Annotated in this window: 18 protein-coding genes; 9 read left to right on the top strand and 9 right to left on the bottom strand. The window is 65.9% G+C overall.

Features of this window, described 5'->3' with window-relative positions; genetic code table 11:
- Nucleotides 1-56: 56 nt before the first annotated feature.
- Entirely contained in the window at nucleotides 57-1,625 is a 1,569-nt protein-coding gene (locus AB6806_RS15545; RefSeq protein ID WP_142022271.1) for an ABC transporter substrate-binding protein, read from the bottom strand.
- Between the two features lie 242 nt (nucleotides 1,626-1,867).
- On the opposite strand from AB6806_RS15545, the gene AB6806_RS15550 reads away from it, so the two are divergent.
- From AB6806_RS15550 to AB6806_RS15580, 7 genes are all read left to right on the top strand, one after another.
- Nucleotides 1,868-2,575 carry a GntR family transcriptional regulator gene (locus tag AB6806_RS15550; protein ID WP_038366639.1) on the top strand — a complete coding sequence of 236 codons (708 nt, stop codon included), beginning with the start codon at nucleotides 1,868-1,870 and terminating at the stop codon, nucleotides 2,573-2,575.
- The gene (locus AB6806_RS15555) at nucleotides 2,572-3,267 is read left to right on the top strand and encodes a flavin reductase family protein (protein ID WP_197062796.1); all 696 of its coding nucleotides are present in this window, start codon (nucleotides 2,572-2,574) and stop codon (nucleotides 3,265-3,267) included. Before AB6806_RS15550 ends, AB6806_RS15555 begins: the two co-directional genes overlap by 4 nt.
- A gap of 281 nt (nucleotides 3,268-3,548) precedes the next feature.
- Complete coding sequence (locus AB6806_RS15560) at nucleotides 3,549-4,364, top strand: alpha/beta fold hydrolase (protein WP_142022272.1); 816 nt, start codon at nucleotides 3,549-3,551, stop codon at nucleotides 4,362-4,364.
- Nucleotides 4,365-4,484: 120 nt separating this feature from the next.
- Nucleotides 4,485-4,898 carry a c-type cytochrome gene (locus AB6806_RS15565; protein WP_038366636.1) on the top strand — a complete coding sequence of 138 codons (414 nt, stop codon included), beginning with the start codon at nucleotides 4,485-4,487 and terminating at the stop codon, nucleotides 4,896-4,898.
- A gap of 234 nt (nucleotides 4,899-5,132) precedes the next feature.
- A complete protein-coding gene (locus AB6806_RS15570) occupies nucleotides 5,133-5,582 on the top strand; it encodes an NUDIX hydrolase (RefSeq protein ID WP_112763888.1) in 450 nt (149 codons plus the stop codon).
- Nucleotides 5,583-5,695: 113 nt separating this feature from the next.
- Nucleotides 5,696-6,502: a class I SAM-dependent methyltransferase gene (locus tag AB6806_RS15575; protein WP_370954890.1), complete on the top strand. Its 807-nt coding sequence runs from the start codon at nucleotides 5,696-5,698 to the stop codon at nucleotides 6,500-6,502.
- A gap of 684 nt (nucleotides 6,503-7,186) precedes the next feature.
- Nucleotides 7,187-7,684 (top strand): GNAT family N-acetyltransferase, encoded by a 498-nt coding sequence (locus tag AB6806_RS15580; RefSeq protein WP_370954891.1) that lies wholly within the window; start codon nucleotides 7,187-7,189, stop codon nucleotides 7,682-7,684.
- Nucleotides 7,685-7,873: 189 nt separating this feature from the next.
- Here AB6806_RS15580 and AB6806_RS15585 read toward each other — a convergent pair whose 3' ends face one another.
- The 4 genes from AB6806_RS15585 to uvrB all read right to left on the bottom strand — a co-directional run bounded on the left by AB6806_RS15585 (nucleotide 7,874) and on the right by uvrB (nucleotide 12,864).
- Nucleotides 7,874-8,020: a DUF2267 domain-containing protein gene (locus AB6806_RS15585; protein WP_370954892.1), complete on the bottom strand. Its 147-nt coding sequence runs from the start codon at nucleotides 8,018-8,020 to the stop codon at nucleotides 7,874-7,876.
- Between the two features lie 46 nt (nucleotides 8,021-8,066).
- Nucleotides 8,067-9,716 (bottom strand): hypothetical protein, encoded by a 1,650-nt coding sequence (locus AB6806_RS15590; protein ID WP_370954893.1) that lies wholly within the window; start codon nucleotides 9,714-9,716, stop codon nucleotides 8,067-8,069.
- Complete coding sequence (locus AB6806_RS15595) at nucleotides 9,698-10,084, bottom strand: hypothetical protein (protein ID WP_370954894.1); 387 nt, start codon at nucleotides 10,082-10,084, stop codon at nucleotides 9,698-9,700. Before AB6806_RS15595 ends, AB6806_RS15590 begins: the two co-directional genes overlap by 19 nt.
- Before the next feature lie 71 nt (nucleotides 10,085-10,155).
- Nucleotides 10,156-12,864 (bottom strand): excinuclease ABC subunit UvrB, encoded by a 2,709-nt coding sequence (uvrB, locus tag AB6806_RS15600; protein ID WP_370954895.1) that lies wholly within the window; start codon nucleotides 12,862-12,864, stop codon nucleotides 10,156-10,158.
- Between the two features lie 142 nt (nucleotides 12,865-13,006).
- On the opposite strand from uvrB, the gene AB6806_RS15605 reads away from it, so the two are divergent.
- Nucleotides 13,007-16,444: a class I SAM-dependent DNA methyltransferase gene (locus AB6806_RS15605; protein ID WP_370954896.1), complete on the top strand. Its 3,438-nt coding sequence runs from the start codon at nucleotides 13,007-13,009 to the stop codon at nucleotides 16,442-16,444.
- A 15-nt stretch (nucleotides 16,445-16,459) separates the two neighbouring features.
- Here AB6806_RS15605 and AB6806_RS15610 read toward each other — a convergent pair whose 3' ends face one another.
- Nucleotides 16,460-17,677, bottom strand: a complete 1,218-nt coding sequence (locus AB6806_RS15610; protein WP_142022279.1) for a TIGR03862 family flavoprotein — start codon at nucleotides 17,675-17,677, stop codon at nucleotides 16,460-16,462.
- 97 nt (nucleotides 17,678-17,774) lie between these two features.
- Here AB6806_RS15610 and AB6806_RS15615 point away from each other — a divergent pair, with 97 nt between their 5' ends.
- Nucleotides 17,775-18,095 (top strand): YnfA family protein, encoded by a 321-nt coding sequence (locus tag AB6806_RS15615; RefSeq protein ID WP_142022280.1) that lies wholly within the window; start codon nucleotides 17,775-17,777, stop codon nucleotides 18,093-18,095.
- A gap of 145 nt (nucleotides 18,096-18,240) precedes the next feature.
- Here the strand turns inward: AB6806_RS15615 and AB6806_RS15620 are convergent, their stop codons facing one another.
- From AB6806_RS15620 to AB6806_RS15630, 3 genes are all read right to left on the bottom strand, one after another.
- A complete protein-coding gene (locus AB6806_RS15620) occupies nucleotides 18,241-19,968 on the bottom strand; it encodes a Na/Pi cotransporter family protein (RefSeq protein ID WP_112763896.1) in 1,728 nt (575 codons plus the stop codon).
- A gap of 156 nt (nucleotides 19,969-20,124) precedes the next feature.
- Nucleotides 20,125-21,192, bottom strand: a complete 1,068-nt coding sequence (locus tag AB6806_RS15625; RefSeq protein WP_211200595.1) for an ABC transporter ATP-binding protein — start codon at nucleotides 21,190-21,192, stop codon at nucleotides 20,125-20,127.
- Nucleotides 21,189-23,405 carry an ABC transporter permease gene (locus tag AB6806_RS15630; protein ID WP_142022281.1) on the bottom strand — a complete coding sequence of 739 codons (2,217 nt, stop codon included), beginning with the start codon at nucleotides 23,403-23,405 and terminating at the stop codon, nucleotides 21,189-21,191. Before AB6806_RS15630 ends, AB6806_RS15625 begins: the two co-directional genes overlap by 4 nt.
- Nucleotides 23,406-23,462: the final 57 nt, after the last annotated feature.

Genomic DNA, 23,462 nt, shown 5'->3' on the forward strand with positions numbered 1-23,462 from the left:
GGGCTCGTTTCCGAGATGGCCGGGTCAAGCCCGGCCATGACGGCGGCGGTTCAGCCTCATTTCAACTTGGTCAGCCACAGGCGCGGCTTGTTGTCGGAGGCCTGCACCATAGTCTCGACATTGGCACGCATCGCCCAGGCCATCGGCTGCTGGTGCAGCGGGATGAACAGGGTCTGCTCCTTCACCAGCTTGAGCGCCTGCTTCATCAATTCGATGCGTTTGGCGTTGTCGAGCTCGACGCCGGCCTTGTCGATCAGCGCGTCGACCTTCGGATCGCCCCAGTTGCCCCAGTTGAACACGCCGGCCGTGCCGGTCCTGGAGTGGATCACCTGCACGAGCAGGGAATAGGCGTCGATCATCGGCTCGTTGGCCCAGCCGAAGGAGAGGACGTCGAAATCGCCCTTGGTGCGCTTCGGCGTCTGCTGGGCGCGCGGCGCCATGCTGAGATTGGGCTTGAAGCCGGCGCGCGACCACATCGAGGCGACCGCCTGGCAGAACTCCTCCTCATTGACCAGCGAATCGCTCTGGCAATTCATCTGGAAGGAGAAGCCGTTGGGATAGCCGGCCTCGGTGAGCAGCTTCTTGGCGGCGTTCAGGTCGAAGGGCGGACGCTCGTCCTGCGACGGCTCATAGCCGGGGATGGCGGGCGCGATGAGCGCGCCGGTGTTGCGCGAGAGGCCGCGCATGGCGCGCTTCTGGACCGCGTCGATGTCGATGGCGCGATAGAGCGCCTCGCGCACCCGGATGTCCTGGAAGGGATTCTTGCCCTTCACATCGCTCTCGAAGAGCTGGTCCTTGAGATTGAAGGCGAAGAAGACCGAGCGCAATTCGTTGGTCTGCATCACCTTGACGTCGGACGACGCCTTGAGGCGCGGCAGATCCTGCAGCGGCGCGACATTGGTGTAGTCGATCTCGCCCGACAGCAGCGCCGCGACGCGGGTCGAGGCCGAGGCAATCGGGACGAACTCGATGCGGTCGATATTGTGCTGCGGCTTGTCCCACCAGCCGGGATTCTTGACGAAGATCGTCTTGGCGTCGGGCTGGCGGCTCTCGATCGAGAAGGGGCCGGTGCCGTTGGCGTGGTCGGTGGGATAGCCGGTGACGCCCTTGCCGACATCGGTCGGCTTCAGGGCGTTGTGCTCCTCCAGCCACTTCTTGTCGAAGATGAAGATGTTGGTGAGGTCGTTGAGCAGCAGCGGATAGGGCCCGTCGACCTCGATCTCGACGGTGTAATCGTCGATCTTCTTCGAGGATTTATAGGCCGGCAGATTGCCCTTCAGCGGCGAGGCGGCATCCGAGACGCGGGCGAGCGAGGCGATGACGTCGTCGGCCGTGAAGGGGTCGCCATTGTGGAAGGTCACGCCCTTGCGCAGATGGAAGCGCCAGACCGTCGGCGACACCGTCTCCCAGGACTCGGCCAGCGCCGGCTCGATCTTGAGGTCGCCGGTATAGCGCACCAACCCTTCATAGACGTGGTTCAGGACCGACAGCGTGAAGGTCTCGCCGAAGGAATAGGGATCAAGCGAGGCGATCTCGCGACCCGCACCCCATTTCAGCGTCTTCGCCTCCGCCGCGCCGCTCAGCGCGAAAGCGGCAACGGCCGCCAGCAACCAGGCCTTCTTCATCGACACTCTCCCCTTTTCATTCGGCGCAGCCCGGAACGAAGCCGCGCGGTCGTCACTGCCACCTCTGTGTGCATCGCGGCGCTTTCCGCGCCATCTCGTGTGCGATTAATGTTCAGTCTTGCATACGATTGTTTGATCGTATTGTATGCGATTATTGAACACAAGCGCAAACTGGAACGGAGCCCCGTCTCGTGACATTGACGGTCCCCAGCAAGGTCAGACCAAAGCGAGGACAGGCCGATATGGGCGAGTCACGGCTGCCGGGATTGCGTGCGCAATCCGTCTACAGGGCGCTTCGGCGCGCGATCATCGAACAGGCGCTGAAACCGGGCATGAAACTGCCCGAGGATTCGATCGGCGAGCAGCTCGGGGTCAGCCGCACGCTGGTCCGGGAGGCCTTCAACCGCCTTTCGGTGGAAGGGCTGGTCGAGCTCACGCCGAACAAGGGCGCCTCCGTCGCCTATCCGACGCTGGAGGAGGCGCGCGACGTCTTCGAGGTCCGGCGCGGGCTCGAGCGGCTCGTCGCCGAGAACCTCGCCGGGCGGTTGACCGCCGCGCAGGCGGCCGAGCTGGAAGCCCATGTCCGGCAGGAGGAAAAGGCGCATGGGCAGGACGGGCCGGAATCGATCCGCCTGTCCGGCGAGTTCCATATCAAGCTCGCCGAGATGACCGGCAACGCCCTGCTGCTGCGCTATGTGCAGGAATCCTCGTCGCGCTGCTCGCTGATCCTGGCGATCTACGGCCGGCCGCATTCCTCGGAATGCGCCGTCTCCGAACACCGCCAGCTGATCGAGGCCCTGCGCGACGGCGACGCCGCCCGCGCCGCCGACCTGATGGACCACCACCTGCGCGCCGTCGTCACCCGCGCGCTGCTGACACCCCGCATCGAGCGCGACATCCGCGACGTGCTCGCCCCCTATGCCCTGAGCGAAGGACTGACTCCATCATGACAGCGACGCCGGCCGTGCAGCCGCGGGCCGAGGAAGCCCCCGGCATCGTCACCTTCGATTTCGCGCAGCTGACGCCGCGCGAACGCTACAAGCTGCTGATCGGCGCCGTGGTGCCGCGGCCGATCGCGCTGGTGACGACGGTCGATGCGCAGGGCACGGTCAATGCCGCGCCCTTCTCCTTCTTCAACTGCCTCTCCGCCGATCCCGCGATCCTGGCTCTCGGCGTCGAATACCGCCCGACCGGCGCGCAGAAGGATACCGGCCGCAACATCCGCGAGACGCTGGCCTTCACCGTCAACATCGTCTCCGACGCGCTTGTCGCCGGCATGAACATCTGCGCCGTGCCCTTCGAGCCCGGCACGGACGAGCTCGCCGAGGCCGGCCTCACCGCCATGCCCGGTATCAAGGTGCCCTGTCCCTGGATCGGCCAGGCGCCGGCCGCCTTCGAATGCCGCCACCACACCACGCTCGGCATCGGCAGCTCGCGCGAGATCATCCTGGGCGAGATCGTCTATGCGCATTTCCGCGGCGATACCGTCGACGAACGCCTGCATGTCGACCCCGTCGCGCTCGACGCCGTCGGCCGCATGGGCGGCCATGGCTACGCGACGACGCGGGATTATTTCGATCTGCCGACCATGCCGCTCGCGACCTGGCGGACCGATCCGGACGCCGCGAATCGACGAGACTGACCTGCCGGTGCTGCGGCGAAGCGCAGCTTCGCCATGCAACAGGCGCGCAACGGTTAGTCCTCCACCTATCGACCTTGCATTTATCGCATCCCGCCCCTCGCGCTCACGCCATGGCGGGCTCCGCCCGCATGGGTCATCCTGACCTGACGTGACGGCAGCGCCCTTCGGAGCGCAACCGAAGAACAGCGGGGCGATGCACCGCGACAGGGGGAAGGCGGAACCATGGCGGCGCAGCCGCGCCATTGCTGCGCGGCACGGGGCCATGCCCGTTGGGTGACGACATGACGACGACAACCGAGATCATCGACTTCCGGGCCGAGACGGATGACGGAGCCACGCTCCACTGCTTCCGCGAGGGCCATGGCCAGCCGCTGCTGCTGGTCAGCGGCCTCAGCGGCACCGCCGGATTCTGGACGAACATCGCCGCGACGCTCGGGCGCTCCTTCGAGATCATCCGCTTCGACCAGCGCGGCATCGGCGGCAGCAGCCGCGGCGAGGCGCCCTGCGACATCGAGAGGCTCGCCCGCGACGGCCTCGCCGTGCTCGACGCGGCCGGGCTCGACCGGGCCGTCGTGCTCGGCCATTCGACCGGCGGCTGCATCGCGCAGGGGATGGCAAAGCTTGCGCCCGGCCGGCTCGACGGGCTCATCCTCAGCGGAAGCTGGCTCAAGGCCTGCCGCTACATGACCGCCCTGTTCGGTGCCCGGCGCGCCATCCTCGACTGCGCCCCCCAGGCCTTCGCCGCCCTGTCCGTGCTCAGCGCCTACCAGCCGCGCTGGCTCGAGGCGAACTGGCACATCTATGACGACGCGATCGAGGCCGCGCCGGTGAGCGACCATGCCCGGACCGTGATGCGCGAACGCATCGACGCGCTGCTCGCTTTCGACGGCACCGCCGATATCGAAGCCCTGCCGATGCCGATCCTGGTGATGGGGGCGCGGGACGACATGGTCGTGCCGGTCTACCATCAGGAGGCGCTGGCCGCCGCCCTGCCCGGCTGCCGCCGCTCGATCATGGAAACCGGCGGACATCTCTTCCCGGTGTCGCGCCCGGACATCTTCACCGCCTCCGTGGCGGAATGGATCGGCGAGCTCTGAGCGCCCCACCCGCCCGGCCGCGTCGAAAGGACCCATATCGGCCCGGCGCCGGCCCACGCTAAACCGGAACCGTTCCAAGGAAGACCCGGGCCGCAAGCCGGGCCCCGAAAGACGAGACCCATGCGCGCCGTTCTGCCCCGCCTCCTCGCTGTATCCTTCCTGACCTCATCGCTTCTGGCCCTGCCGCTCCTCGCCCATCCCGCCGCCGCGCAGGATCTCGAGGCCGGCCAACGCTCCTTCAACAAATGCCGCGCCTGCCACCAGATCGGCGAGGGCGCGCGCAATCTCGTCGGACCCGAGCTCAACGGCGTGATCGGCCGGCATTCCGGCGCGGCCGAGGGCTACAGCTACTCGAACGCCAACAAGAATTCCGGCCTGACCTGGGACGAGGCGACCTTCGCGGATTACATCAAGGATCCCAAGGCGAAGATCCCCGGCACCAAGATGATCTTCGCCGGCATCCGCAGCGAGAAGGAGATCCAGGACCTGATCGCCTTCCTCAAGCAGTTCGACAAGGACGGCAAGAAGCTCTGACGGCGCCCCTCGCCGCGCAGTTCCCCGACCAAACCCATGTCTCGCGCAGCGCCACGGAAGGCGGTGCCGGACGAAAACGACGGCATGCGCTCAGATCAGGGCCGGTAATCCCCCGGCCATGACAGAACGCCTCTTCCATTTTCGCGATTGGATGCAATATTTATTCGCTCCGGCGGATCATCGCGATTCGGGAGCCGGAGAAATGTGCTGCCCGGGAAAGGTCTCCACGCACCGATGAAGAAGGCCAAGCGGAAAACGGGAGAGAAGCGGTCGCAGATCGCCGCTGTGCCGATCCGCCGCGCCGCCGACGGTTCGATGGAGATCCTGCTCGTGACCTCGCGGACGACACGCCGCTGGATCGTGCCGAAGGGCTGGCCGATCAAGGGCCTCAAGGACCACGACGCCGCTGCGCGCGAGGCCTATGAGGAAGCCGGCGTGATCGGCCGCATCGGCCATGAGCCGGCCGGGCGCTACAGCTACTGGAAGCGGATGAGCGACCATTTCGCGCTCTGCGAGGTGAAGCTCTATCTGCTGGCGGTCGAGAAGCAGCTCGGCAGCTTCCGCGAGCAGCACCAGCGCGACCTGCACTGGTTCAAGCTCGCCGACGCCGCCGACATCGTCGACGAGCCCGAGCTCAGCACCGCCATCCGCAAGCTGGAGACGCTGCCTGCCCTGGCGGCATGAAAGCCCGCGGCGACCGCGCCCGAATGACAGCGCCGAGAACCGACGATTACTGGCGCATTCAACGAAAATGACGTAGCGTCACCATCCGGAACAAAGAAAAGCGGAGGCCGGCAATGCCCGACCAGACGCGCCATGACGCATGGCAGGCCGGCGAGACTGACGAGCGCTTCATGGCGCGCTGGAGCCGGGAGCTGGCGCCGCGCTTCATCGACTGGCTGAACCCCCTGCCCGGCTTCGAATGGCTCGAGGTCGGCTGCGGCAGCGGCGCGCTCACCGAGGCGCTGCTCGGCCTGGCCGTGCCGGTCAGCGTCGTCGCGATCGACCCCTCGGAGGACCTCCTGGCGCTGGCGCACGAGCGGATCACCAATCCCCGCGCCAGCTTCCGGAAGGGCAGCGCCGAGGCCCTGCCGGTGGCGAATACAAGCTGCGACGCCGTCGGCTCCGGGCTGGTGCTCGATATCGTGCCGGACCGGGCGAAGGCGCTGGCGGAGATGCGCCGGGTGGTGCGGCCGCGCGGGCTGATCTGCTTCTATGTCTGGGATTATCCGGGCGGCGGGGTGCAGTTCCTGCGCGCCTTCTGGAGCGCCGCGACGGTGCTCGACCCGCAAGCCGCCGATCTCGGCGAGGACCGGCGCTTCCCCTTCTGCACCCAGGAGGGGCTGACCGGGCTCGCGCTCGCCGCCGGGCTCACCGACATCGCCTGCGCGCCGATCACGATCCCGACCGTGTTCCGCGACTTCGCGGATTTCTGGCAGCCCTTCACGCTCGGCACCGGGCCGGCTGCGGCCTATTACGCCAGCCTGGCGCCGGCGGCGCGCGAGTCCCTGCGGCAGAGGCTGCGGGAGAGGCTGCCGATCGCCGAGGACGGCACGATCGCGCTGGAGGCGCGCGCCTGGGCGGTGCAGGGCATCTCGCCCTGAGAGGGCGGCATGGCCGATGCGGGCCGCGCGAGCCAAAACCCCGCCCGCCTTGCGGCGTTCGTTCGAGAACGAGGGGCAGCGGAGCGCCGCGAGGCGCGGTTGGGTATAAGGCCGCTTCCATTGAGCCAGGATGCGGCGCGGAGGGATTGAGCCACCTTCCGCACGCCCCGTGGCGCTCCGCTTCCGGCGTTCTTAAGTCTCCGGGCCGCGCTTATCGGGCCTGCGGCCATCCTTCGCCGCGAGCCCTTTCGACGCCAGTTCGGCTCAGCGCCTTGTCGCGCCTACTCGGGCATGGGACGAAGGCGTGATGCCATCGGCCGTTCCCAGCGAGCTCCTCGCACAGGGATCGTAATGTCCCCAGGGCGGTGCCCCGAAGCCTCCCGGGAGTGGATCGTGACTCCACCCGCAGGCGCCGACCTCATCCCCACCAACGGCACACCTCCGGATGGCTGCCCCTCGGGGATGAGGTGGTCCGAGGATAGGCGCGGCTTGCAAGGGCGGGGATAAGTTTTCGGCGGGCCGCGACGCCTCTTCCCGTCTCCCCCTGCGGGAGAAGGGTTCCCGCGCCCTCCATCGGCCGCGCGAGACGCAGATGCGCGGCACAAGGCCGAGCCTAACGGCAGACCGGGCTCGACTCCACGCCGGGATGGCGGCATGGCATAAGCGCTCTCTCAAGGAGCCAGCATGCCAATTCGCCCCGAACAGCCCGCGGACGCCGAGGCCATTCGCGCCCTGACCACCGAAGCCTTCGCGGCGGCGCCGCATAGCAGCGGCACCGAAGCGGCCATCATCGACGGCTTGCGCGCGGCCGGGGCGCTGACGCTCTCGCTCGTCGCGGTCGAGGGCGACGAGATTGTCGGTCATGTCGCCTTCTCGCCGGTGACGATCGACGGGGCGGAACGCGGCTGGTTCGGGCTCGGGCCGGTCTCGGTGCGGCCGGGCCGGCAGCGCGGCGGTGTCGGCTCGGAGCTGATCCGCGAGGGCTTGCAGCGCCTGCGCGAGATCGGCGCCGGCGGCTGCGTGTTGCTCGGCGACCCCGGCTATTACGGCCGCTTCGGTTTTGCTGCCGATCCGGCGCTGGTGCTGGAGGGCGTGCCGCCGGAATATTTCATGCGCCTCGCCTTCGGGGCCGGGGTGCCGGCCGGCACGGTGCGCTATCACGCGGCTTTCGACGGGGCTTGAGGCTCAGGAGCGATAGGGCTGCCGAACCGCTACGCCTTTCCTTCTCCCGGCTGGGAGAAGGTGGCGCGGAGCGCCGGATGAGGGTGTGCCTTTTCTGAAGAAGGCTCAACGGCTCCGTTGCGGCTAGACGATCAGCGGCGGTCCCTCACCCCTGCCCCTCTCCCATCCGGGAGAGGGGTTCTCCGCGGCTCACTTCATCGCCCGGAAGGTGACCAGCACGGCCAGCACCGCCGCATAGCTCTGATGCGTGGTGCCGAGCCCAAGCTCATCGCGCGCATCGAGCAGGAAGCGCTCGAGATCGCGCGAGGCGTAGACGAAGGTGGAGGGGACGGTCACGCGAAACGCCCCTGTTTGTCCGTCCTATGACACCATAAAGAAAATATTACGAGATGGCTTCTGTCACAAACCGAATGGTTCCATCAGAGAAACGCCTAGCCATACATGAAAGATAAGAAGCATCAGCCTGGCGCGTCAACTCCTGCGGATGCAATGTATACATCTCTCCATCAAGCGTGACGACCCCAGTCTTCATCATATGATCCAAAACAGAACGCCCTGAGCCCTTTGTCATACGCTCGTGATCCAATTTATCTTTGAACCTTTTGAGACTTCCTTTGGAATGCGACCTAAACGAAATTACGAACTTCCTGAATCGTCTCAATGCCTCTTCAAGACGAGGATCAGAACTCTCCGTCGGGTTTGTTGAAAAATTAGTCCAGGGATGAGCAGACGATCCCGGCCATGCGACTGAGAGTGAAACTCCATTTAAAATTGGCACGCTCGAGATAAGCGAAACATTAGCCTGTTGGGCTTCGATGAACACCGCCGCGTCACTCGAATTAGGAATTGCCTCCAGCACCACCTTTTCTGCAGCAATGCTCAGAACCCCACCCTGAATAACAACAGGAGCAACGAGAACGACTTCTTTTGCTCCTCCAATTTCGACTTGGGCGTGCGGGGCATTGATTTCAACATCCTGCACATGGCTCCCAAGCTTCAAAGTGCCAGCCTGCTCGCTTGAGAATCGCAAAACTCGATTATTAGTCCCATCCGCCCGCACCGTTCCAATCTCAATTTCTGCTCGGAGCAGCCCTTCATCAGAGCCATCATCGGAACCGTCAACCAACAAACTGGCGGAGTCTCCAAGCGATAGTCGAGCGCGAATTGAAGAATAAACAATGCCGACATGCTCCGGCGGCAAAAATGAACTATCGCGGCCGGAAAAATAAAATTCTGACAGAAATGGATTACTCGCCGCGCCTTTCGCCAATTCGGCTGCAAGCGCTTTGGCTGCTATCGATTCATTTTGAAGGGCCGCAGCTGCAATAACGGCCGCAAAAACTGCCGATGATGGCCGATTATTACCGTCCAAAAACGGGTGCTCTGGCACCCAAGTCTCCAACGCAGAAGAATATGTTTGGGTATCCTGCGCGCACATTTGAATCAGCTGAGGCGCAATTCCACCATAAACTCTGGCGCCGAGTCGAGAGAGCTGCTCTTTTGGCAAATAAAGCTGTTCAGCTATTCTTTTTTCTTCAAGAACAATTGAAGAAAGCTTTTGATGCTCTCTGCTCAGTATAGCATCAACAACACTTTGAAGTGTTACAGGATGCTCTCCCTTCTGCAACTGTGCAATCAAAGTGCTAGGATTTCCAGAGGCAGCAACGCGATCTGCTACTGCTTGTATAACGGGAGCGTACCCTGCAAATCTGTCGCCATCTTGCGTCGTATCCTTTCGAAGACCATCAAGAAGCAACGATACAGCACGTGAGCAGGCCTCAGCATGCGGATTATTCGGCACAGCAACATTCAGTCGTGCACGCGCAAAATCCAGCGCCCTATCCTTTGCGTAGTAACCAATCTCAAGAACAGGGACGTTTATTTGATCACTGCAAACAATCCACGCGTCCTGAATCGCACCTGTGCGACCGAATAAAACGGTCGGCAGCTTTCGGCTTTTTGACATAAAAGCAACATCTGAAAGAAAAGCCTCAAAAGCCTCTTGCGTTACTCTTAGTCGAGCTTCATCCAAGCCATCGATAAGAACGGCGCAATTACCACTCTGCCAAGAAGCATATAAATTTGACCTGGCCAGCCCACCGGACAGTGTATTAGCACCAACTGGATCAGCTTCAGCCAGATCAATGTAAATTGCGCCAGTAACTGCAGACAGCTGCCTAGCAAGAGTTGATTTCCCGCAGCTCCTGGCGCTGAAATAAAAATCAGAGACTCTACTTTTGGATCTATAGGATCGCCGAAACTCTCGCTTAACCTTAGAGGAGCTTCCGTGAAAGTGGCAAGCTCTGGCACATCCTGATACCATCCTTTAACTAAAGAATCGCTGCGTACCGAACTTGCCGCGAGTCTCCCACGCCAAAACTCGTCAATATTGTAGTTCATAATGCAGGACCTAGCCCAAAATCCGAAGACGAAAATCATTCTCAAAAATTAAACCCAACTTTGTCAAATCATCACCGCGTTGATCTCCTCCCTCTCCGCTCCCCCGCCCCCTTCGGCCGCGATTCCGGCACCGGGCCCATCTCGTCCAGCGTCGGCTTCCGCACCCGTGAGGTGCCCGTCAGCAGCGGGTTCGGCTTATCGCCGGCCTTCGGCTTGGCCTCGCCGCCGCCGAGATTATGCGGACCCATGTCTGCGTCCGTGGGTTTGCGGGCACGGGTCGGCGGCAGGTTGGCGCTGGAGCCGTAGCTGCGCTCGCCCTTGTACTTGCCGGCGGAGGCCTCGACATCGCCCTGCCGGGCGAGCGGATCGTCCGCGATCGCCAGCTCCGTCGCCTGCAGGCGCTTGATCTCGTCGCGCAGCCGGGCCGCCGTCTCGAATTCGAGATCGGCCGCGGCCTCGCGCATACGCTTCTCGAGATCGGCGATCGCGGCCTTGAGGTTGTGGCCCGAGGCCGGCGCCACCAGCCCCTTGTCGACCGTGACATGGTCGCGCTCATAGACCGAGCCGAGAATGTCGCCGATGGCGCGCTTGATCGTCTGCGGCGTGATGCCGTGCTCGGCATTGTAGGCGAGCTGCTTTTCGCGGCGGCGGTTGGTCTCGGCCAGCGCCCGCTCCATCGAGCCGGTGACGTGGTCGGCATAGAGGATGACCTTGCCGTCGACGTTTCGGGCGGCGCGGCCGATGGTCTGGATCAGCGAGGTCTCGGAGCGCAGGAAGCCCTCCTTGTCGGCGTCCAAGATGGCGACGAAGCCGCATTCGGGAATGTCGAGGCCCTCGCGCAGCAGGTTGATGCCGACCAGCACGTCGAAGGTGCCGAGGCGCAGGTCTCTGAGGATCTCGATGCGCTCGATCGTGTCGATGTCGGAGTGCATGTAGCGCACGCGCACGCCGTTCTCGTGCAGGTATTCGGTCAGGTCCTCCGCCATGCGCTTGGTCAGCACCGTGACGAGGGTGCGATAGCCCTTCTCGGTGACCTCCTTGATCTCGTCCAGGAGGTCCGCGACCTGATGCTTGGCCGGCCGGATCTCGACCGGCGGGTCGATCAAACCTGTCGGACGAATGACCTGCTCGGTGAAGACGCCGCCGGTCTGCTCCATCTCCCAGCCGCCGGGGGTGGCCGAGACATGCACCGACTGGGGCCGCATCGCGTCCCATTCCTCGAAGCGCAGCGGCCGGTTGTCCATGCAGGAGGGCAGGCGGAAGCCGTATTCGGCCAAAGTCGCCTTGCGGCGGAAGTCGCCGCGATACATGCCGCCGATCTGCGGCACGGTGACGTGGCTCTCATCGGTGAAGACCAGCGCGTTGTCGGGCAGGTATTCGAACAGGGTCGGCGGCGGCTCGCCCGGCTTGCGGCCGGTGAGATAGCGCGAATAGTTCTCGATGCCGTTGCAGGAGCCGGTGGCCTCGATCATCTCGATGTCGAAGGTGCAGCGCTGGTCGAGCCGCTGCGCCTCGAGATAGCGGCCCATGCGGTTGAGTTCGTCGAGGCGGGCCTTCAGCTCCTCCTTGATCGACTTCACGGCCTGGGTCAGCGTCGGGCGCGGCGTGGTGTAGTGCGAATTGCCGTAGACCTTGATGAATTCGAGCTCGCCGGTCTTCTGGCCGGTCAGCGGATCGAATTCGCTGATGCTCTCGACCTCGTCGCCGAACAGGCCGATGCGCCAGGCCCGGTCCTCATAGTGCGCCGGATAGAGCTCGATGACGTCGCCACGCACCCGGAAGGTGCCGCGGGCGAAGTCATGCTGGGTGCGCTTGTACTGGAGCGCGACGAGATCGGCGATGAGCTGGCGCTGCTCGATGCGCTCGCCGAGCTTCACCGAGAAGGTCATCGCCGTATAGGTCTCGACCGAGCCGATACCGTAGATGCAGGAGACCGAGGCGACGATGATCACGTCGTCGCGTTCGAGCAGGGAGCGCGTGGCCGAATGGCGCATGCGGTCGATCTGCTCGTTGATCGAGGATTCCTTCTCGATATAGGTGTCCGAGCGCGGAACATAGGCCTCCGGCTGGTAATAGTCGTAATAGGAGACGAAGTACTCGACCGCGTTGTCGGGGAAGAAGCTCTTGAACTCCCCGTAAAGCTGCGCGGCCAGCGTCTTGTTCGGCGCGAGGATCAACGCCGGGCGCTGCGTCTCCTCGATCACCTTGGCCATGGTGAAGGTCTTGCCCGAGCCGGTGACGCCGAGCAGCACCTGGTCGCGCTCCTGCCGGCGGATGCCGTCGACGAGATCGGCGATTGCCGTCGGCTGGTCGCCCGAAGGGGAGAACTCCGACTTCATCTGGAAGCGGATGCCGCCTTCCGATTTCTCGGGGCGCTCCGGCCGGTGCGGCGTCCAGGGCTTGCCGGGCTGGATGAAGGGGCTGCCGGTTTCCAGCAGATGCTGCAGCGAGCTCGCCGTCGCGGCCGCCGCGCCCTCGGCGCCGATGAAGGCGCCATCCGCCTTCTTGGAGAGCTTGCGCTTGGGTCTCTCCTCGCCGCCCGGCCGTTCCAGCGCGTAGTCGGGCTTCGCTTCATAACCAGCCTGCGGCCGGTCGCTGAAGCCGGACGCGCCGCCCGGCACCGCCGTGCCGCGGTTGATCGCGGGGTTGAGCAGGTCGGCGAGATAGCCTTCGAGCGGCTTCAGCTCGGGCTTGGTCGCCTTGGAATTCGGCGTGCGGGCCGAGGACGGCTTCTTCGCCGCCTTCGGCCTGGTCGCGGTGGTGTCGGAGCTTTTCGGCATGGCCGCAATATGGGGCGGAACGACCGCGGATGCGAGGGGGCGCAGCGCCCGGCCGGCATGATTGGTGACAGGAGTTGACAGGAAAGAAAACTGCAACTTATAGTTGCATAGATGCGGCATCCGCAATCAGGGGGCCGTTACGATGCCGGGGAGCAGACCCGAGCCGGCGGAGGATGAGGTCGAAGCCTTCATCACCCGCTGGCGCGTATCGGAAGGGGCGGAGCGCGCGGCCTATGCGCAGTTCCTGAGCGAATTGTGCCCTCTCATCGGCGTCGAGGCGCCGCAGCCGCCAACCAGCGACGCCGACGCGGTGGCCTATCGCTTCGAGTACCCCGTGCGCTTTCCCGACGGGCAGGGCGGACACACGACCGGGCGGATCGACCTCTACAAGAAGAGCGCCTTCGTCCTGGAGGCGAAGCAGAGCCGACTGAAGGGGCAGGCCAAGGAGTTGCTGCCGGCCCAGGGCGCCCTGCCCTTCGCCGAGCCGGCGGGACCGCGCGGCCGGCGCGGCGCCGACCGTGCCTGGGACGTGCTGATGCTGAACGCACGCCGCCAGGCGGAGGATTATGCCAAGGCGCTGCCGGCGGCACATGGCTGGCCGCCCTTCCTGATCATCTGCGATGTCGGTCATTGTTTCGAATTCTATGCCGACTTCACCGGGCAAGGTAAGAACTACAGCCAGTTTCCCGACCGGCAGAGCTATCGCGTCTATCTCGACCAACTGCGCGATCCCGCCATCCGCCGGCGCCTCGCCGCGATCTGGACCGAGCCTCTCACGCTCGACCCGGCGCGCCATGCCGCCCGCGTCACCCGCGCGATCGCCGAGCGGCTGGCGGCGGTGTCGAAGGCGCTGGAGCGGGTGCACGACCCGGAGGAGGTGGCGCTCTTCCTGATGCGCTGCCTGTTCACGATGTTCGCCGAGGATGTCGGACTGATCCGCAAGGACGCTTTCAAGACGCTTCTGCGCGAATGCCGCGACGATCCGGACTCCTTCCTGCCGCTGGTCTCGGAACTCTGGCAGGCCATGGACAAGGGCGAGTACTCGACATCGGTGCGCGAGCGCATGAAGCGCTTCAATGGCAAGCTCTACGAGGACGCCAAGGTCTACGCGCTGGGCCGCGAGGAAATCGGCGAATTGCTGGCGGCGGCCGAACATGACTGGAAGGAGGTGGAGCCGGCGATCTTCGGTGCGCTGCTGGAACAGGCGCTCGACCCGCAGGAACGTGCGCGTCTCGGCGCGCACTACACGCCGCGCGCCTATGTCGAACGGCTCGTCGTCGAGACGGTGATGGAGCCACTCAGGGAGGATTGGCGTGCCGTGCTCGGCGCGGCCCAACAGGCGCGCGACGGCGGCGACGCCAGGAAGGCGCTGACGCTGGTCGAGGGCTTTCACACGACGCTGTGTAAAACGCGGGTGCTCGATCCGGCCTGCGGAACCGGGAACTTCCTCCACGTCGCGCAGGAGTTGATGAAGAAGCTCGAGGGCGAGGTCCTCGACGCTGCGAGCGAGCTTGGCAGTGCCGAGACGCTTGGCGGCTTCGCGCGACACGCGGTGGGCCCGCATCAATTCCTCGGCATGGAAATCAACCGTCGGGCCGTCGCCATTGCCGATCTCGTGCTTTGGATCGGCCATCTGCAATGGCATTTCCGCACCCGTGGCTTCGCGCCCAAGGAACCGATCCTCGAAAGGCTCGACCACATTTACAAGCGCGATGCCGTGCTCACATGGGACGGTTGGCCGATCCCGCAATGGCGCGACAGCGGCGAATTCCTGCCCAATCCGCGCCTGCCGGCATGGCCGGAAGCGGAGTTCATCGTCGGCAATCCGCCCTTCATCGGCGGCAAGGATCTGCGCATGCGGCTGACCGACGTCTACGTCGAGGCCCTGTGGGCAGTGCATCCGCAGATGAACGAGAGCGCCGATCTGGTGATGTACTGGTGGGATCACGCCGCCGAAATCCTCACCCGGCCGGGCACGAAGCTCCGACGCTTCGGCTTCGTCACCACCAACTCCATCACCCAGCTCTTCCAGCGCCGGACCATCGAGCGGCATCTCGCCGGCAAACGCCCGCTTTCGATCCTGATGGCAATACCCGACCATCCCTGGACGAAGGCCGGCAAGGACGCAGCCGCCGTGCGTATCGCGATGACGGTCGCGCAGGCCGGCAGGCATGAAGGGAAGCGGCTGGAAGTTCTTTCCGAAGCCGGGCTCGACAGCGACCAGCCATTGATCGCGTTCCACGAGCGGCGGGGGCGGATCAATACCGACCTGACGATCGGTACCGACTTGACCACGGCAAACGCCCTGCGTGCGCAGGACGGGCTGTGTTCGCCCGGCGTCAAGCTCCACGGCGCGGGCTTCATCGTGACGCCGGCCGAAGCCGAGGCATTCGGGCTCGGGCGCAGACCCGGGCTTGAAATGTACATCCGTCCCTATCGCAACGGCCGCGACCTGACGGAAAGAGCGCGCGGCGTCATGGTCATCGACCTGTTCGGCCTTTCAGCCGAGACCGTCCGTGAGCGCTTTCCGGAGATCTACCAGCACCTCAAGCTGACGGTGAAGGAACTCAAGAGCGACGCCGGAAAGACCATTGGCCGCGACGCCAATCGGCGAGCCAGCTATCGCTCGCAATGGTGGCTGTTCGGGGAGCCGCGCCGTGAATTGCGCCCCGCCCTCGCGCAGCTCCAGCGCTACATCGCCACCGTCGAGACCGCGAAGCACCGCGTCTTCCAGTTCCTCGACGGGTCGATCCTTCCCGACAACATGCTGGTCGCGGTCGCGCTGTCGGATGCCTTCCATCTCGGCGTGCTGTCTTCGCGCTTCCATGTCATGTGGTCCCTTCGTCAGGGAGCAACGCTGGAGGATCGGCCCCGCTACTCGAAATCACGCTGCTTCGACCCGTTTCCCTTCCCGGAGGCCAGCGAAGTCCAGAAGGAGGCGATCCGGCTACCGGCCGAGGCGCTGGACGCGCTGCGCAAGCAGGTTCTGGCCGAGCATCCCGACCTCACCCTGACCAAGCTCTACAATGTTCGCGAGGCGATCCGCACGGGTTGTGCGCTGAGCGCGGCCGAGACCAGTGTCCGCGATCGCGGCCTGGCGTTGATCCTCGACGAGCATCACCTGGCCGTCGATGCTGCCGTCGCGAGCGCCTATGGCTGGCCCGCCGATCTCGCCGAGGAGGAGGTGCTGGCGCGGCTCGCGGCGCTCAACCAGCAGCGCGCGCAGGAGGAGAAGCGCGGCCATGTCCACTGGCTGCGGCCCGACTATCAGCGCCCGCGCCATGGCGACACGGACAGGGGCGGGGAACAGCTCGAGGCGGAGGTGCTGGTCGCCGCGCGTCCCGCCGCGACGAAACCGAGCTTTCCGGCCGATGCCGTCGAGCGCGTCGCGGCGGTGCTCGCCATGCTGGGCGGCACCGCGATCCCGCTCGATGCGGCAGCCATCGCCGGGCAGTTCCGGCAGGGGCGCCGGGTCGAACGCGCCGTGCGCGAGATCCTCGTCTCGCTCGCCCGTGTCGGGGAAATCTCGACCGTCGACAGCGGCATCCGCTTCGCGCGCCGGCTGACCGCCACGGGGTGACGGGCGCGACCTCGTTCAACGCTGCCCGAGCCACGCTTCCAAGCCGGCGGCGGCGGCGGCGCCCGTCGCGAGGCTCGCCTGCAGCAGGTAGCCGCCGGTCGGCGCCTCCCAGTCCAGCATCTCGCCGGCGACGAAGACGCCCGGCAAGCGCTTCAGCATGAAGCCGGCATCGAGCTCGCCATGGCCGATGCCGCCGGCGGTCGAGATGGCGCGGGCGATCGGCATCGGCGCGGCGAGGCGCAGCGGAGCATCCTTGATGAGCAGCGCCAGGGCTCCGGGCTCGGCCGGCATCGCGGCGCCCGCAACCTCGCGCAGCAGCGCCACGGCGACGGGCGAAAGCCCGGCCGCCTTGCGCAGATGGTTGCTCAGCGTCTCGCCCTTGCGGCGCTTCGTCAGGCGCACAGCGAGCGCCTCGGCGGACAGGTCCGGCCTCAGATCGAGCCGGAGCGTCGCCGCGCCATCGCGCCGAACGGCCTCGCGCAGCGGAGCCGAGAGAGCATAGATCAGGCCGCCCTCGATGCCATCAGCGTCGATCATGGCCTCGCCCGCCACCTCCTCATCGCCGAAGCGCGCCACGATCCGCTTCAGCGGCGTGCCGGCGAAACGCGCGCGCATCGTCTGCGACCAGGCGACGGTGAAACCGGCATTGGCGGGCCGGAGCGGCGATAGCGCGATCTCCCGGGCGGCGAGCAGCGGCACCCAGCCGCCATCGGAGCCGAGACGCGGCCAGCTCGCGCCGCCCAGCGCGAGCAAGGCGGCCGCGGGATGGACGGTTTCGGTTTCGCCGGAAGCGAGCCGGAAGGTCAGGGCACCGGCAGCGTCCCAGCCGGTCCAGAGCCGCCCGGCCGCCAGCCCGACGCCCAGCCCTTCGAGACGCCGCAGCCAGGCGCGCAGCAGCGGCGAGGCCTTCATCGCACGGGGAAAGATGCGCCCACTCGATCCGACGAAGGTCTCCGCGCCGAGCCCATCGGCCCAGTCGCGCAGGGCTTGCGGCGGAAAGGCGCGGATGGCCGGCTCCAGCCAGCCCTTCGCCTCGCGATAGCGGCCGAGGACGGCATCGAGCGGCTCGGAGTGGGTCAGGTTCAATCCGCCCCGGCCTGCCAGCAGGAATTTGCGCGCCGGCGAGGCCATGCGCTCGTAGATCGTGACGCGATGCCCGGCCTGCGCCAGCCGCTCGGCCGCGATCAATCCGGCCGGGCCGGCGCCGATGATGGCGATATTCTGTGCTGACATGTCCCGGGCTTGCTCGCATTGCGCTTCACTCGCAATGACGGCTTAGACTGGGGGCTCCCGCGAGGGAACCTCATTCGCGACCCAGCCGGATCCTGCCATGCCTACGCTTGCCGCCTATATCGGCGCCGCGCTCTTCGAGATCGCCGGCTGCTTCGCCTTCTGGGGCTGGATGCGGCTCGGCAAGCCCGTCTGGTGGCTGCTGCCGGGGCTCCTTGCGCTCGGGCTCTTCGCCTGGCTGCTGACGCTGGCGGAAAGCGCCGCGGCCGGGCGCGCCTACGCCGCCTATGGCGGGCTCTATATCGCCGCCTCGCTCGGCTGGCTCTGGGCGGTGGAGGGCTTGAGGCCGGACCGGTGGGACGTGATGGGCGGCATCATCTGCCTCGCGGGCGCTGCGATCATCCTGGCGGCGCCGCGTTAGGCAGGCATGAACGCCATTCTCGGGCGAAGCGGCTTCGACCCGAGAATCTCATGCAAGAAGGGGAGCCCTTCCGCCCGGAGATGCTCGGGTGAAGCCCGAGCATGACGGCGGGGACGGGCCACCTCCCGATCGAAACGCCCGATGCTCACCCGCCCGAATGCGGGGCGGGGATGAGCGTGGCCGGCGTCTCGCGATTGCGCGCCGCTTCCTTGGTCTCGCGCAGGCGGCTTTCGCGCAACTCGTTGGCGCTCTCCAGGATCGGGTAGGCGATCGAGACGATGTGGCCGTGGATGCGCTTGAGGTCGCGGATGATGTCGAGATGGATCGCGCTGGTCTCGATCGATTCCGGCCGGCCCGAGCGCAGGCGCTGGAAATGGCTGTCGGTGGCGCGCCGCTCAGCCTCGCGCATCGCCGCCTTGTCGGCGAAGAGCTGGCGGGCGAGCACGAGGTCGCGCGTCGCGAAGACGTTGAGCGCCAGCGCCAGCGCCGAGGCGACGCGGTGATGGAACTCGCGGATCTCGGCCAGCCCCTCGGGCGAGAAGGAGTAGCGCTTGCGGATCTTCTTCTCGGCGAGCTCGCGCAGGTTCTTGTCGATGACGTCGCCGATATGCTCGAGATTGGTGATCAGCGTGACGATCTCGAACAGGCGGCGGCTTTCCTCGTCGGTCAGCTCGTTGCGCGAGACCTTGACCAGATAGAGCTTGATCGACTCATGGATGGTGTCGACGCCGTCATCGGCCCGGGCGATGGCGCGGGAGAGCTTGAGTTCGTCCTTCTCCAGCAGCGTCATGGTGTCGCGCAGCATGGACTCGACCCGGTCGCCGAGGCGCAGCGCCTCGCGCATCGCGCCGCCGAGCGCCTCGGTCGGGCTGTCCAGCGCATTGGGGTCGAGATAGCGCGGCGTCACCGCCTCGCCCTTCTCCTCCTTGCCGGGCATGAAGCGCTCGACCAGCCCCGAGATGGGCTTGACGAAGGGCAGGAAGATCAGCGCGCCGACGAAGTTCAGCACGACATGGAACTCGATGGCGAGGCGCGAGCCCGACGGAGACAGGCCGAGCAGCCAGCCCGAGAGCGGGCCGACGAAGGGCAGCACGGCGAGCGCCAGCAGGAGCCGGGTCAGCAGGTTGCCGACGGCGGCGCGACGCTGGGCGGCCGGCGCGCCGAGCTGGTCCAGCACCGGGATCAGCGCATTGCCGAGATTGGCGCCGATGACCAGCGTCAGCGCGGTTGCCGGCGGGAACAGGCCCGAGGCGGCGAAGGTCGCGATCATCAGGATGACCGCGATGCTGGAATGGACCAGCCAGGTCGCGGCGATGGCGACGAGCATACCGAGCAGCGGCTCGGAACCGATGGCCCCGAGGACGACGCGGAAGGTCGGCGAGCGGGCGAGCGGCGCGGCGGCGGCGTTGAGCTCGATCAGCGCCAGCAGGATGAGGCCGATACCGACGAGGACGCGGCCGATATTGCGCGGCCGTTCCATCGCCTCGCTGGAGAGATACATCGCGACGCCGATGGCGACGCAGAGCCCCCAGAGCCAGCCCAGATCCATCGAGATCACGAAAGCGGCGAGCGCCGTGCCGAGATTGGCGCCGAGAAGGACGGCCAGCGCCATCGCCGGCACGATCAGCGCCTGCCCGGCGAAGGAGGAGACCAGCAGCGTCGTCGCGGTCGAGCTCTGCAGCACCATGGTCACGGCGATGCCGCTGCCGAAGGCGGCGAAGCGATTGCGCGTGAAACTCTGCAACGCATGCCTGAGCTGCGAGCCGAAGGCGCGCATCGCGCCCGTTCGGACCAATCTGACCGCCCAGATCAGCAGCGCGACGCCGCCGGCCAGATGGATCAGGATGGTGGTTGCGCTCTCGCTCGCGTTCATTTCGGTGCGGTCTTTCTCCGGTTTGGGATTGAAATATCTGCCGAATCTATCAATTTTTGATTAGCCGGCCAACTGATATCTCGCAAAAAAGTGCCCATAATGAGATCACCGGAATTGTGATCCGGGCAGGCGAAATCCGGGCTTTCGGCGGCGGAATCAGGCCGGTGGGATCAGCGTCACCCCCGACTCGGCAAAGGAAACCGCGACGGGCGCCCCCGGTTCCAGCATCGTGCGGGCGCCATACTGGACGACGAACAGCTCGCCGATCTCGGTTTCGACCATGACGTCGAGGTGATTGCCGAGATAGGCGCATTTGCTGATCTTGCCCGGCAGCGAGGCCGGGCCTGCGGTGCCGGACAGCAGCAGCGCCTCGGGGCGGATCGCGACCTTGGCCGGGCCGGGGCCGAGATCGCGGGCGGGCAGCGAAATCGTGGCGGAGCCGATCGCGACCTCGGCGCGGCCATCCGCCACGGATTTCACGGTCACCTCGACCAGATTGGCGTCGCCGATGAAATCCGCGACGAAGGCATTGGCCGGCTGCTCATAGAGCTCGCGCGGCGCGCCTTCCTGCGCGATCCGCGAATTCGACATCACGATGATGCGGTCGGAGACCGCCAGCGCCTCCTCCTGGTCATGGGTGACATAGGCGACGGTCAGGTTGAGGTCCTGCTGCAGTTCGCGGATCTCCTCGCGGACGCGGCGGCGCAGCTTGGCGTCGAGATTGGAGAGCGGCTCGTCGAAGAGCAGCACCTGCGGCTCCAGCACGAGGGCGCGGGCGACCGCGACGCGCTGCTGCTGGCCGCCGGACAATTCGGAGGGGTAGCGGCTCTCGAAGCCCTTCAGGCCGACCAGCGCCAGCTTCTCCAGCGCCATCTGCTTCGCCTGCTCCTTGCCGAGCCCCTTCACGGTGGGGCCATAGGCGGCGTTCTCGAGCACGCTCATATGCGGGAACAGCGCATAGGACTGGAAGACCATCGAGACGTCGCGGTCGGCGGCCGAGAGCTTGGTCACGTCCTTGCCGCCGATCAGGATCTGGCCCTCGCTGGCGATCTCGAGGCCCGCGATCATGCGCAAGGTCGTGGTCTTGCCGCAGCCGGAGGGGCCGAGCAGCGTGACGAGCTTGCCGGCTTCGATGGTGAAATTGACGTTGTCGACCGCCGTCACGGCGCCGTAGCGCATCGAGACATTGCGGAATTCAACGGAAGCGGGGCCGGCCTTCGTCAACTTGCTGCTCCCTGGGTGATGGGGTTGGAGACCGAGCTGGACAGCGCGACGATCTTGCGCCGGCCGAGCTTGCGCTCGCCGACGAGGAACTGGATCAGCGCGATGCCGAAGGCCATGAAAACGATGAGCGCCGAGGAATAGGCGATGGCGAGGCCGAATTCACCGGCCTCGACGCGCCCGACGATATAGGCGGTGGAGAGGTTGTACTCGGCCGAGACGAGGAAGATCACGGCGCTGACCGCCGTCATCGAGCGCACGAAGCTGTAGACCAAGGCGGAAACCAGCGCCGGCTTCAGCAGCGGCAGCACGACGCGCCAGAGCGTCGTGAAGCTGCGGGCGCGCAAGGTGGTCGAGGCCTCGTCCAGGCTCTTGTCGATCTGCGAGAGGCCGGCGATGCCGGAGCGCACGCCCACCGGCATGTTGCGGAAGACGAAGGCGATGATGAGGATCAGCCCGGTGCCGGTGATCTCGATCGGCGGCACGTTGAAGGCGAGGATATAGGCGACGCCGAGCACCGTGCCGGGAATGGCGAAGGAGAGCATCGTCGCGAATTCGAGCGCGCCGCGCCCGCGGAAGCGCTGCCGCGTCAGCAGATAGGCGGTGAGCAGCCCGATCAGCGCCGTCAGTGGCGCCGAGATCGCCGCGACCTTCACCGTGGTGAAGAAGGAGGACCAGGCCGAGCCCTCGAAGAAGATGCCGTGGCTGAAGTCGATGGCGAAGCCGGTGCGGTAATGCTCCAGCGTCGGGGTGAAGTCGCGGCCCATATTGCGAACGAAGCCGCCGATCAGGATGACCACATAGATGACGACGGTGAGCGCGACCCAGGGCACGATCGCCGCCGTGGCGAGCCAGGAGACGCGGCGCGGCAGCGGGGTCGGCAGGCCGGCATCGCCCTTGCCGGTGACGGTGGTGTAGGATTTGTCGCCGAGCCAACGCTGCTGCACCCAGAAGGCACCGAGCGTGAAGGCGAGCAGGATGATGGCGAGCACCGCCGCCTGCCCCTGATTGTAGGAGGCGCCGACCACCGCGAAGAAGATCTTGGTCGAGAGCACCTCGAAATTGCCGCCGAGCACCAGCGGATTGCCGAAATCGGCCATGCTCTCGACGAAGCCGAGCAGGAAGGCATTGGCGATGCCCGGCCTGAGCAGCGGCCAGGTCACGGTGCGGAAGGTCTGCCAGCGCTTGGCGCCGAGCGTCTGTGAGGCTTCCTCCAGGCTCGGGCTGATGCCCTGCACCACGCCGATCAGCACGAGGAAGGCGATCGGCGCGAAGGCCAGCACCTGTGCCAGCAGCACGCCGGGGAGGCCATAGAGCCAGCGCGAGCGGGGAACCCCGAACCATTCATAGAGCAGGGTCGAGGCCGCGCCGGCGCGGCCGAAGAGCAGGATCAGCGCGAGGCCGATGACGAAGGGCGGGGTGATGATCGGCAGCACCGTCAGCGCCCGCATGATGCGCTTGCCGGGCATGCCAGTGCGCAGGATCAAAAGCGCGCAGGCCAAGCCCAGCAAGGTGGTGATGACGCCGCAGAGCACGGCGAGGACCAGCGTGTTCCAGGCGACGCCGCAATTGGTGTTGCTGGTGACGCAGCCGAGCCCCCAGATCGAGGAATCGAGGAAGCGCGCGAAGAAGGCGGCGGGCGCGAAAGTGCCGTCCGCTTCGATCAGTGCGCTCTTCAGGATGATCCAGACCGGGAAGAAGATGAACAGGCCGATCAGCAGGATGACGATGCCGATCGAGGAGGTCGTGAAGAGGTCGCCGCGGCAGATGCCGCGATAGGCGAGCCCGTGGCAGAGCAACAGCAGCAATGCGAGCAGCGTCAGGAAGCCGCCGCCACCCATGCCGCGCTGGGCCGCGCCCGCTCCGCCCAGCAGAGCGGCGAGCCAGGGAATGCCCTGGTCCTTGAGCACGATGGCGAAGGCCTGGGCGAAGAACAGGAGCATGCCGAGCAGGCCCGCCCCGATCAGCACCTTCGCGGTCCGTGCACGGTCGGCGCTGCCCATGAAGGCGGTCGCGACCGCAAGGGCGATGCCCACCGGCAGGAGCCAGGGCGCCTCTCCCGAAAGGGCGAGCGCCAGCGCACTGCCGGCCTTGCCGAACGGATATCCCGCAAGCCAGCCGAGATCGGTCAGGCCCATGCCCTCGACGAGATACCAGGGCATCAGCGCATAGCCGATCCAGCCGATCAGCAGCACGAGTCGCGTCGCCGGTGCCATCCTTGCCCTGTCCCTCACCTGATGGTTCGAGCCGGTTCGTTCCGGCTTTCATGTCGA

The sequence above is a fragment of the Allobosea sp. RCC_152_1 genome (genome assembly GCF_041360765.1).
GTDB classification, from domain to species: Bacteria; Pseudomonadota; Alphaproteobacteria; order Rhizobiales; family Beijerinckiaceae; genus Allobosea; species Allobosea spartocytisi.